7 protein-coding genes and 2 pseudogenes are annotated in these 11442 nt (G+C 65.0%); 1 reads left to right on the forward strand and 8 read right to left on the reverse strand.

Going from position 1 to position 11442, the window contains the following annotated elements; all coding sequences use genetic code 11:
* Nucleotides 1-59: 59 nt before the first annotated feature.
* From AC0L2Z_RS00850 to oiaX, 6 genes and pseudogenes are all read right to left on the reverse strand, one after another.
* Nucleotides 60-2344 (reverse strand): annotated as a pseudogene (locus tag AC0L2Z_RS00850) (xanthine dehydrogenase family protein molybdopterin-binding subunit).
* 9 nt (nt 2345-2353) lie between these two features.
* A complete protein-coding gene (locus AC0L2Z_RS00855) occupies nt 2354-3340 on the reverse strand; it encodes an FAD binding domain-containing protein (RefSeq protein WP_473626290.1) in 987 nt (328 codons plus the stop codon).
* A gap of 3 nt (nt 3341-3343) precedes the next feature.
* Nucleotides 3344-3997 (reverse strand): 2Fe-2S iron-sulfur cluster-binding protein, encoded by a 654-nt coding sequence (locus AC0L2Z_RS00860; RefSeq protein WP_473626292.1) that lies wholly within the window; start codon nt 3995-3997, stop codon nt 3344-3346.
* 90 nt (nt 3998-4087) lie between these two features.
* A complete protein-coding gene (locus AC0L2Z_RS00865; protein ID WP_473626293.1) occupies nt 4088-4972 on the reverse strand; it encodes a helix-turn-helix domain-containing protein in 885 nt (294 codons plus the stop codon).
* Nucleotides 4973-5129: 157 nt separating this feature from the next.
* The gene (locus AC0L2Z_RS00870) at nt 5130-6461 is read right to left on the reverse strand and encodes a four-carbon acid sugar kinase family protein (RefSeq protein WP_473626294.1); all 1332 of its coding nucleotides are present in this window, start codon (nt 6459-6461) and stop codon (nt 5130-5132) included.
* 4 nt (nt 6462-6465) lie between these two features.
* Nucleotides 6466-7716, reverse strand: a complete 1251-nt coding sequence (gene oiaX / locus AC0L2Z_RS00875; RefSeq protein WP_473626295.1) for a 3-oxo-isoapionate-4-phosphate decarboxylase OiaX — start codon at nt 7714-7716, stop codon at nt 6466-6468.
* Nucleotides 7717-7857: 141 nt separating this feature from the next.
* On the opposite strand from oiaX, the gene AC0L2Z_RS00880 reads away from it, so the two are divergent.
* The gene (locus tag AC0L2Z_RS00880) at nt 7858-8571 is read left to right on the forward strand and encodes a transcriptional regulator NanR (protein WP_419696137.1); all 714 of its coding nucleotides are present in this window, start codon (nt 7858-7860) and stop codon (nt 8569-8571) included.
* A gap of 1 nt (nt 8572) precedes the next feature.
* Here AC0L2Z_RS00880 and apnL read toward each other — a convergent pair.
* Nucleotides 8573-10409 (reverse strand): annotated as a pseudogene (gene apnL / locus AC0L2Z_RS00885) (D-apionate lactonase).
* Nucleotides 10406-11440: a Gfo/Idh/MocA family protein gene (locus AC0L2Z_RS00890; RefSeq protein WP_473626296.1), complete on the reverse strand. Its 1035-nt coding sequence runs from the start codon at nt 11438-11440 to the stop codon at nt 10406-10408. Before AC0L2Z_RS00890 ends, apnL begins: the two are co-directional and overlap by 4 nt.
* Between the last annotated feature and the right edge of the window lie 2 nt (nt 11441-11442).

The raw sequence follows: 11442 nt of genomic DNA on the forward strand, positions 1-11442 counted from the left end.
GCAGGGATTGGCAGCCGCTTTGTCCTTGAGCTTGAAATGCCCGAAGAAGACTTGCCGCGTCAAATGGCGATCACCGGCAAGGCAGGCAGCAGCTTGTCCAGGGTGATGGGAAAGTCACGCACCCGCACGCCGGTCGCGTTGTAGATGGCGTTGGCAACAGCTGCCCCCGCACCGCAGACGCCGAGTTCGCCGATCCCCTTCGCGCCGAATGGATTGGCCTTGTCATCATGTTCCTCGAGGAAGACGACCTCCATCTCCGGGACGTCGCCGTTGATCGGGACGTGATACTCGGCAAGATCGTGATTGACGAAGTGGCCGTAGCGCCGGTCGAGCACCGTCTGTTCCATCAGCGCCGCACCGATTCCCCAGGTCATGCCGCCGATGATTTGCGAGCGCGCGGTCTTGGGGTTGAGGATACGGCCGGCGCCCATCACCGCCAGCATCCGGCGCATGCGGATCTCACCGGTGTCGCAATCGACGGCGACCTCGGCGAAATGCGCGCCATAGGAATGCTGCGAGTAAGCCTTGTATGACGGGGTGGCAGCGCCGGCGGCCACGGAACCCTCGGCCTCGAACCCGTCGGGAGCGATCCGTCGGACGAGGTCGGCCAGGCTTGCCGAACGCTGGCCGAGCCTGACCTCGCCGTCGGCAAAGCTCGCTTCGGTGGCGCCAGCGCCGCGCAACGGCGAGGCTTCGCTCGACCGCGCCGCCTGCAATATCCGTTCCCTAAGGGCGTTGCAGGCGTCGTGCAGCGCCGACCCTGCACTTGCCGCGCCCCAGGACCCGCCGGAGCCGGCAGTACGCGGGAAGCGGCTGTCGCCAAGCTCCACTTTGACGGACGAGATCGGCACGCCGAGGCTGTCCGCGGCGATCTGGGTCAGGATCGTATAGGTGCCGGTCCCGATATCGGTCATGTCGAGCCGCGCCGTCACCCGACCGTCGCCGTCGATCGCAACCCGCGCCGTCGCCGCGCCGATGTAGTTCGGACGGATCGCCGCCGCCATGCCGTAGCCGATGAGCTTGCGGCCCTCTCGGGCGCGGCCCGGCGTCGGGTTTCTTCGCTGCCAACCGAAACGGCGGGCGCCTTCCTCCATGCAGGCGACGAGGTTGCGGGTGGAGAACGGCACGCCGCGCTCGGGATCCTGGGCCGGTTCATTGCGGATTCTGAGTTCGATCGGGTCCAGTCGAGCTGCTCGGCGAGTTCATCCATGGCGCATTCGAAGGCCAGCATGCCGGGGGCTTCGCCGGGCGAGCGCATCCATTCGCCGCGGTTGATATCCAGCGGGACCAGGCGATGGCGGGTGACACGGTTCGGCGCCGCATAGAGCGAGCGGGCAAAAACTGCCGTTTGCTCGCAGTACTCCTCGAAGCCGGACGTTGCCGACCAGACGTCGTGCGCGATCCCGGTGAGCCGCCCGTCGGTGCCCGTGCTGAGACGTACCTGTTGGATCATCTCTGCGCGATGACCGGCATTGGCGAACATCTGTTGTCGCGTCAGCGCGATCTTGACGGGACGCTGCAGGACCTTTGCAGCAAGCGCGGCCAGGATCGTATCGGCATGGGCAATCAGCTTGGAGCCGAAGCCGCCGCCGATGAACGGGCTGATGATGCGCACACGCTCGGGCGGGATGCGAAGCGTGCTGGCGACCCCTGCCCGGAAATTCGCCAAGGTCTGCGCCGATGTATGGATCGTCAGCTCGTTGCCTGACCAGGCGGCGAGCGTCGCATGGGGCTCCATCGGATTGTGATGTTCGAAGGGCGTCCGGTAAGTGGCATCGACCTTGACCGGAGCCGCGGCAAAGGCGCTCTCGAAGTCGCCGATCACGCTGTCGGTCTCGAAGCCGGCATTGGTCCGCTTTGGTGCGTAGGCGTCGGCCACATGTCCCGACAGATTGTAGAGGCCCGCCTCCTCGTCGTAGCGCACTTTGATGAGGCCGGCGGCAGCACGTGCCGCCTCGAACGTCTCCGCAACGACCAGCGCGACGGGCTCGTCGTAATAGCGCACCCGCTCGCTGTTGAGCGCGGGCCGGGCGCGCGTGAAGACCTCCGGCACCGTCGGCGTGACCGCCGGGCCGAAATCCGGCTGGGCCGGCGCATTCCGGTGCGTCATGACGAGCAGCACTGCCGGCGCCCGTTCGGCTTCGGCCGTGTCGATCTCGGCAATGCGCCCCTTGGCGACGGCAGCGCCGAGAATATAGCCAAAGGATGTACCCTCCAGCGTATTCTCGTAGGCGTAGGTGGCATCGCCTCTCACCTTGAGCGGACCATCGATGCGATCGAATGGACGCCCGATGATGCCGCTGCGTGTTTCGCGAGGACGGTTTGAGATCTTCGTCTCTGTCATCATGTCACCTCATGCACTCTCGGCGGCAGCAGCGAGCGTGTGGCGCATCGTCCGTTTCGCCAGCGGGATCTTGAAATCATTGCCGCCATATCCGACGGCTCCGGCGAGCGTGGCTTCGGCCGCGTCGGTAAAGGCGCCGTCGGACGCCGCCGCTCCAGCGAGCATGCGCTCTGCCTCCGTCGCGCGCCAGGGTTTGGCGGCCACGCCGCCCATGGCGATCCGAGCGCTTTGGATACGATCGCCGCTTTTCTCGACGACTGCCGCCACCGATACCAGCGCGAAGGCGTAGGAGGCACGGTCGCGCACCTTGCGGTAAACCTGCCGGCCGGGCGGTGGCGGCGGCAGGGTGACCGCGGCGATCATCTCGCCGTGGTCGAGCACGGTCTCCACATGCGGCGTCGCCTCGGGCAATCGATGGAGATCGCCGATCGGGATCGTGCGGGTCCCGCCGCCGGGCGATATGGTCTCGATCCTGGCGTCGAGCCCCGCCATGGCGACCGCCATGTCGGAGGGATGGACCGCGATGCAGGCCTGGCTGGCGCCGAGCACGGCGTGCATGCGATTGAAGCCCTGCAGCGCCGCGCAGCCCGAACCCGGCTCGCGCTTGTTGCAAGGCATGCTGCGGTCGTAGAAATAGGGGCAGCGCGTGCGCTGCAGGAGATTGCCGCTGGTCGAGGCCTTGTTGCGTATCTGGCCGGATGCTCCCGCCAGCAGCGCTTGCGTGAGCATCGGATAGCGCGATCTCACCCGCGGATCGGCGGCAAGATCGCTGTTGCGGACCTGGGCGCCGACCCGAAGCCCGCCCGCCGCCGTCTCCTCGATCCGATCGAGCGGCAGCCGGCTGATGTCGACGAGATGGGCTGGGCGCTCGATCTCGAGCTTCATCAGGTCGAGCAGGTTGGTGCCGCCGCTGATGAACTTGGCGTCCGGCCGCGCCGCGACCGCGGCGGCTGCCTGCTCGGCACTTGCCGCACGTTCATAAGTGAAGGACTGCATTGCTCACGCCCCCTCTGCCGCGTCGCGGATTGCTGCGACGATGTTCGAATAAGCGGCACAACGGCAGATGTTGCCGCTCATCCGCTCGCGGATCTCGGCATCGGTGAGAGCGACGGAAACCGCAGCCACGTCGGCGCTCGCATGGCTCGGCCAGCCGGCCTTGGCCTCGCCAAGCATAGCGACCGCCGAGCAGATCTGGCCCGGCGTGCAGTAGCCGCACTGGAAGCCGTCGCGGGCGACGAAGGCGGCCTGCACCGGATGCAGCCGGTCGCCCTCGGCCAGACCCTCGACCGTGGTGATCTCGTCGCCTTCATGCATTGCCGCAAGCGTCAGGCAGGAATTGATCCGGCGCCCATCGACCAGCACCGTGCATGCGCCGCACTGGCCGTGGTCGCAGCCTTTCTTCGAGCCGGTGAGGCCGAGATGATTGCGCAGCGCGTCGAGCAGCGTCGTCCGCGGATCGAGTTCGACGGCAAAATCCTTCGCGTTGATCCGCAGGGATATCGGCATCGTCGGCGCAGGCGATGCGGCCGCCGCAACGGCGCCGGCCGGCTCCACGTATACCGGTATACCGGTAGCCAGGAGCACGCCGGTCGCCACGCCGCCCTCCAGAACCGTTCGACGAGTCGGCCCGCTCCTTGTGTCTGTTTTGGCCATGCATGATCTCCCTGTCGCAGTTCTGTCACCCATCGACCTTGGAGGTGGGGAGGCGCGCGGTGGTTTTCTTTCAAGAAACCGGCAGCAATATCAGGATTCCGGAGAAGAATTCACCCGATAGGCCCGAGGCGTCATGCCCCTGAGACGCCGGAATGTCGTGGTGAAGTGGCTCTGGCTTGAAAAGCCGAGCCGAAAGGCAATGCTGCCGATCGACAAGCCCGTTTCGCGCAGCAGTACCTCGGCTCGCCCCACGCGTTCCTCGATCACATAGGCATAGGGTGCAAGCCCGGTCGTCGCCTTGAATCGGCGCGCAAAACTGTCGACGGCCATATCAGCGACGGCTGCCAACTCGCTTAGCGAAATGTCTGCATTCATATGGGCGTCGATGTAAGCCCGAACTCGACCAAGCGCGCGACGGCTGAGACAGCCGTGGCGCACCGACGGGTGTTGCTCCCGGTTCAGGGCGGCCACGCGGAGGCTGACCAGGGCGACCAGATGCTCGATATAGGCAGTGTCCGGCTGGTGGCCGAGTGCCATCTCGTCGCGAAGCGAACTCAGCAGCGTGGCGATCACCACGTCTTTCCTGTTCACCAGGATCGGCAGCTCTCTCAGGCGTTCGCAGCCAGGAAGCCTGATATCGGGATCGATCCACAGGGCTGAGTAGGAGAGGTCTACATCGCGATAGAAGCCGTGCCGCTCGGCGCCTGCGGGGACGAAGGTGAGGGCTCCGGGACGGTCCATTCCGTCGTACAGCGATTTTGCCTCGTGCCGGATAGATGTATGGGAAGTTCCGCCTTCTTCGGTCAGCACGATCAGATGATGAGGGGCTGTCCAGCGCAGTTCCGCCTCGCGGCACGCCCACCGCCGGTTGTCGAAAACGATCGAAGAGCTGGCCCATGACGCGGTTTGCAGGGGCTCCGACTTCTCCTCCTGGCTCCGAACCCGTCCGTCACCAAGCAATGGTCTGAATGACATCGCGGCATCCCGCTGGTTCATTCGCGGAGCCGTGATCCAGCTCCGCTTGAGCGTTTACGCCGCCCCGCCGCTGCGCGTACGGCGCCTTATGTGGGGCAGCTATCGTGTGTTGGTAACCGCGCCGTCGTGAGATCAGGCAAATCCAGCGCGCCTGCTGTCAGCCGCCGAGCCCATCGCGGATGGCGCAGAAATAGCGATCGGTACCGACTTGCCCGCCCTTGAGCGCAATCTCCAGTCCGTCGATCGCCTTGACGCGCGAGTGGGCGACGCAAAGCGGCGAGCCCGGCGAGGCGGGCAGCGGCATCCTGACCGTCAGCGCATCGACGCCCATCTGGCCGAGCGCATGGCTTGACGTATCGCCGCCGGCAATGACCACGCGCTGCAATTTCTGTTCGATCGTCAGCTCGCGAAGAAGTTCGCCGAGGCCGCGGCCAAGCTTGTGGCGGGCGCCTTCCTGCCGATCGATTTCGGCGCCCCGGTCGGCTGCGGGACCGAGGGCGGTGTAGAGGACGACGCTGCGACCGGCTTCGAGGCTGGCACGTCCGCTTGCTGCCGCGCGCGCAATCGCATCGCTGGAGGCCTCGGAAACCAGTTCGACAGGGTCCACCGCGACGCCGTCGAAACCGTCCGTCAAAGCATGCCGGATCTGTCGTTCCGTCGTCGGCGAGCAGCTGCCCGAGACCACTGCGATCCGGTCAGCCGCACCCGGCGGCGAAAAACTGGGCTCGGCACGGACGGTCCGGTTGGCGGCCCATTCGGCCAGCAGCGCATATTCGATGCCCGAAGAGCCGACGACGAATGCGCCCGGCCGGCGAACGCGCCATATCTCCTTGCCGGCAAGCGCCTGACTTTCCAGGCTGGCGACATCCAAAAGCACGATGTTGGTGCCATCGGCGAGCAAGCGATCGAACGCTTCCGAGCGCGATGCCGACTGCAGCGTCGCCAAGTCGACCAGCCCCGAGGTGAGGTCGGTCTGGCGCGACAGATGGATCAGCAGGTCGGATTCATCCATTGGCGTGGTCGGGTGTCGGCTCATCACCGGGTGGCGGTCGATACGGAAATATTTGTCGCGGTAAGCAGCAAACAGATGGCCGAAGGCGGTGTAGCGCTTGAGCTGCGGCGCGCCGACCACCAGCGGCACGTTGTCCTGGCTAAAAACCGAGCGGCCGATCTCGATAGCCCGGCCGATGCTGCCGATCGCCGGGCTGGAATCGAAGGTCGAGCAGACCTTGTAGTGGCAGATCTCGGCGTTCAGGGTCTTCAGCCAGGCGAAGGCGCGGTTGAGGTGCATGTCCATCCACTGCGGCGTCTCGCTTCGGCTGGTGCCGGCCAGGCCGATGGCACGGCAATGCCCGAACTGCGAAAGCATGGCCTCGTCCGGCTGACGCATGAACAGCACGGTCGGCACGCCGCCGAGCTCGAGCGCCTCCATGACGTCGGTCGAGCCGGTGAGATCATCGCCATAATAGCTCAGAAGCAGGCTTTGCATGGCGTCAGGCCGCTTTGCCGTCGCCGAATTTCTCGATCGACCGCGCCAGTTCCGGGTGGCTCAGGGCGAAGTCCGCCAACGGTATGCCATCGACGGCCGCTTGCCAAGCTTGCTGCACGGCGCGTACGCCGGCGCCCGGTCCGTCAGGATGGCTGACGATGCCGCCGCCGCAGAGATAGAGAAGATCGACCGTTCGGCCGGTTCGCCGGTAGGTTTCGGGGGCTTGTCCACCCCATTGGCCGGAGCCGGCGACCGGCAGCGCGCAATCCTCCGGCGAAAAGATCGGCGTGGTCACCGCCTCGAAGGAACTGATGAAGGACCAGTCCGGCTCCCAGTATTTCGAGGCGATGCCGTTGATCTGGAACTGGTCGACGCCGAGCAGCCGCCAGAACTGCTGCCAGACCTTGAAGTCCATGCCCAGACCGGGGTGGCGGGTGAGGATATCCCAGCCGTTGCGGTGGGCATGGAGCACCAGGCTGGAGCGCATTCTCAGGTAAGCCATGCCGCCGAAGCCGACGGAATTGATGTTGACCACGGCGCAATTGCCGCCGGCCTTCGCCACCAGATCATGGTTGCGCATCATCTCGTCCGGGTCGGCGTGCGAGATGCCAAAGGCATACATCACCTTTTTGCCGGTCTTCTGCTCATGGTCGAGGACGAGCGGCATGATCGCCTTCACCCGTTCCGACAGCGGCGAATAGGCCGGGCTCATCAGCTTCTCGTCGTCCTTGATGAAATCGACGCCGGCGTCGATCAGCTCACCGACCATTTCGGCCGTCTCGTGCGGGCGCAGCCCAAGCGCCGGCTTGACGATCGTTCCGATGATCGGGCGATCCCTGACGCCGGTCAGCCTGCGACTGCCGGCGACACCGAATTGCGGACCCGGATGCGCACCCCGGTATTCCTCCGGCAGCTTCATATCGACGACGCGAATGCCGGACAGGCCCTTGATCGAAAAGGCGCCGCCAATGGCGATGGTCATCAATGCCGAAAGATCGGTGCCGATGGCATCAAGCGGAAATGCGATGTCGACATCCGCCCGCTTGAAGGGCCCGTCGCCGGCTTCGGGAAGGGACGGGCGATCGGAGTCCGGCAGAGGCCGTATCGCCAATACGCGCGCCGCCACCCGGGCCTTGAGCTCCTCGGTCTCGCCGGCCAGCGCGACGAAGGTTCCGGTCGACTGGTCGCTGGCGATCTTGGCCGCCAGCGCCTCGATGCTGCCTGGGGTTTCGATGCGATAGGTGAGGGTGATCATAGTCCGAAAAAAGTTCCCTGATCTTCGAAATCTGGTATAATGAGTACATAAGTATTGCAAGCGATATCCTGCTCGGCCGAGCATTCCGAGATTCGTGATGACGATGCTAAACAGAACCGGTCAAGGGAGTGATTCGCGACGATGAACCGTTCGGAGCCGATCGTCCGGCGCAAACTTTCCGACGAAGTGTTTTTGCGACTGAAGCGCTTGATCACCAGCGGCGAATTGCAGCCGGGCGACGACATGCCGTCGGAGCGCGAGCTGATGGAGCGCTTCGCGGTCGGCAGGCCGGCGATCCGCGAGGCGATGCAGGCGTTGAGCAATATGGGCCTTGTCGCGATCTCGCATGGCGAGCGGGCGAAGGTGCTTCAGCTGACCGCCAAGTCGATCATCAAGCAGGTCGACGGCGCCGCCAAGATCATCCTGTCGTCGTCGAAGGACACGCTGGAGCACCTCAAGAATGCGCGCATCTTCTTCGAACGCGGCATGGTCAGGGAAGCCGCCGAAAAGGCCACCGCCGAGGACGTGCAGCGGTTGCGGGCAACCGTTGCCGAACAGCGGAGCTTTCGCGGCGATTCCGAAGCCTTCATATCCGCCGATATGAAGTTTCATACCCAGATCGCGGCGATATCCGGCAACCCGATCTATGTCGCAGTCAGCGAAGCGATGCTTGGCTGGCTGAAGGAGTATCACACCGAGATGCTGATCTGGACCGGCAAGGAAAATTTTACGCTGACCGAGCACGAAGAGATCATCGGCCGCATCGAGCAGAAGGATGCGGACGGCGCCGAGAAGGCGATGATCAAGCACCTCGAGCGCTCGCGCGCGCTCTATGTGATGAATTCCGGCAGCTGATTCACCCGATCCGGGTGATCGCGTAAGGCGTCATCACAAGGCGGCCTCGTTCGAACCCGAAAATATCAACCGTCACTTCGCTCGCCGTCAGGTTCGCCAGCCACATGATGGTCTGGCCCGCGGCAGAACGGCCGGCCAGCGTGAGCACCCGCGTCTCATCGCTCGTCCTCGCCGCCACTTGTCTGAAGCCGGCCAGTTCGCAAAGCCCCTGCACGGCCTGGAAGATCGGCCGGGGTTCACCTTCGCCGACAGGTTCCCCGGATGCCGCCAGCACGCCGAACGGTCCGCTGAAGCTGGACAGCGTGAGCATCTCCAGCCCGGCCGGCGCGACCCGCGCGCCATAGCCGATCGTCCATGCTGCCGCGAACAGCCCGGCATTGCGCGGATCCCGGTCGGCCATGGCGATGCGCTGATTGTGCGGATTGGCCTTGGTTGCGCCGCCATAGGGGTTCTGCCGCATGGCGATGGTCGATGGGCCGATCCGGTAGGGTTTTGCTCCGAAGATCGCCCGCGCCGATTGGGTGATGAAAGGCAGTGCCTCCAGCGATTGCATGACGCTGAGATCGTCGGCGGCGTGCACGATCGGGCAGGTGCAGTGGCTGACGAAATCGAGCAGATCGGCGGGAACGCGCTTGCGGTTGAGTTCGGTGAAATAGCTGAACATGCCGCCGCCGAGGCGGATGTCGGGAAAGGCGCGGCGCGCCGCGGCATAGACATCTTCAAGCGGCGGACATTCAGGCCATGCGCTGCCCGGCGGCGTCGACTGCCGGTCGACCGAAGGCGAGACGGCAATAGCCGAGAGTTTCAGCCCGGCCTGACGCACCATGCCGGCGACGCCTGAGAGCTCGGCATCGAGATCGCCAACGCAGGAAACGACGCATTCGAGCGTCGTCTCGACCGGGTAGTCTGCGGCGAGCCGGGCAAAGGACTGCAAGGCGTCGAGGCCATGGCCCCGCGTTGGATCGTAATGGAACATCAGCTGCTGCGGGCCGAGCGCGGACAGTGTCGGCAGGTTTGCCAGCGCCGTCTCGACCTCGTCCGGATAGATGATCACGCCGATATCCGGCAGCAGCGGTCCGGTTTCGCCGAGTTCGACTCGGACCGGCTCGGCGGTTGCTGCGGCAGCCGGCACCCTGCCGCCGCCGGTCACACGCAGCCTTCGTCTGGCGCACAGTCTGGCCGGCGGGCAGCATGTAGGGCCAAGGCAGCGCCAGCGGCCGGACATAGGTCTTGTAGGACGCGTCCGACCAATTGCGCTGGTCCTCCATCTCGAACGCATCGCCTTCCATCCGGCATTCCGCGGTGACGCCGGGCCGGACCTCATGCGTGATCGCCCGCAGATCCTTGAAAGGCTGCCAGGGGTCGATCAGCTCAGGAAGTTTCGTTGCGACGACGCTGCCGTCGGTGTGCTCGACAGTGACCGGGCTGCCGGCCAGGCCGGCGATCGGATGCAGGATGCAGAAGCCGCAGCGATTGGTCTCGAAAGCGTTTTCGGGAAGCGCGCTCACGTCGAAAATCAGCTGGCCGTCGGCGGAACCTTTGATCGTCGCGCGAAAGTCGAGCCGGCTTCCTCCCGGCCCGACACAGCTTGCCGAATAGCTGACGAAGAAAGTGTCGGCATCTTGGTCGATAGTCAGGTCCGCAAGCGTCGGCTCGTAAGTGCCCCAGTCGCGATCCCTGACGATATAGGCTATGGCGCGCAGCACTTCGATGCCGCCATGGCGGATGGTGCGCAGATTGCCGTTGACGAAGTCGGCGCTGAGTGCGCCGGCGCGCAGCCTGACCGGCTCGGCCTCGACCGCGCGCGTGCCATAGAGGAGGAAGGCGTCGGCGGTCATCTCAGCAGCGTGTCGATCTGCACCGGCTCACGGCTCGCAGCACTCGCATAGGCGGCCTCGACAAGCGCCAAGGTCTTGAGATTGTCGGCGCCCGAGGTTGCCGGCTCGGTTTTGCTCGCCAAGCAAGCGACCCAGTGCTTTTGGATGGCGACGACGCTTTCCTGGATGTTGTGCCACGGCCGCGATGCCCAGGGCAGCAGCGGCGGCGAGACGTCGCTGACCGCCGTTCCGTTCCTGCCGGTGACGGTGAGCCGGTAATCCTGCTCGAGCCGGATCGTGCCGTCGCTGCCGTCGATCTCGACCAGCGTCTGCGGAAACGGCTCGATGGCGAGCTTGGTCGCATAGCTGCAGTCGACCACGGACGTTGCACCGCTCTTGTGGTCCATCAGCATGGTAGCGACGTCCTCGCCGGCAATGTTGGGGTTGATGCGAGCGGTTCGGGTCGTGATCGTCGAAACGTCGCCCAGCAGGAAGCGGGCTATGTCGAGACTGTGGATGCCGAGGTCTTCGATGATGAAGCGCTTTCCCGTTGCCAGATAGGGCTGCCCGGAAAACACATCATAGGCCGAGCGGAACGAGATCCGGCCGAAGAAGGGCGTGCCGATGTCGCCGCTGTCGAGCACGGCGCGCACCGCCTGGATAGGCGACTGCCAGCGAAAATTCTCATGCACCATCAACGCCACGCCGGCATCGCTGCATGCCTTCACCATGGCCTTGGCGTCGGCAAGCGACGGCGCGAATGGTTTTTGGCAGATCGCCGGAACGCGGTTCTGTGCAGCCATCTCGACAAGCGAACGATGGCTCGGCGCGGTGGTGGCGATATCGACGAAATCCAGGCTTTCGCCGGCAAACAGTGCCGCCGCGTCTGTGTAGCGTCGCTCAATGCCGAACTGGTCGCCGACCACCTTGAGCCGTTCCGGGTCGCGGTCGCAGATGGCGACGATCGAGGCGCTGTCGATGTCGCGCCAGGCATGCATCTGGTTGACGGCAAAGAAGCCGCAGCCGATCAGCGCTCCTCGCAGTTCCGCCACGG

This window comes from Mesorhizobium sp. WSM4850 (assembly GCF_055811735.1).

Bases quoted from the DNA above. Each gene is read 5' to 3' on its own strand.
- AC0L2Z_RS00855 (WP_473626290.1), bottom strand. From the start codon at position 3,340: ATGCAGTCCTTCACTTATGAACGTGCGGCAAGTGCCGAGCAGGCAGCC.
- AC0L2Z_RS00860 (WP_473626292.1), bottom strand. From the start codon at position 3,997: ATGGCCAAAACAGACACAAGGAGCGGGCCGACTCGTCGAACGGTTCTG.
- AC0L2Z_RS00865 (WP_473626293.1), bottom strand. From the start codon at position 4,972: ATGTCATTCAGACCATTGCTTGGTGACGGACGGGTTCGGAGCCAGGAG.
- AC0L2Z_RS00870 (WP_473626294.1), bottom strand. From the start codon at position 6,461: ATGCAAAGCCTGCTTCTGAGCTATTATGGCGATGATCTCACCGGCTCG.
- oiaX (WP_473626295.1), bottom strand. From the start codon at position 7,716: ATGATCACCCTCACCTATCGCATCGAAACCCCAGGCAGCATCGAGGCG.
- AC0L2Z_RS00880 (WP_419696137.1), top strand. From the start codon at position 7,858: ATGAACCGTTCGGAGCCGATCGTCCGGCGCAAACTTTCCGACGAAGTG.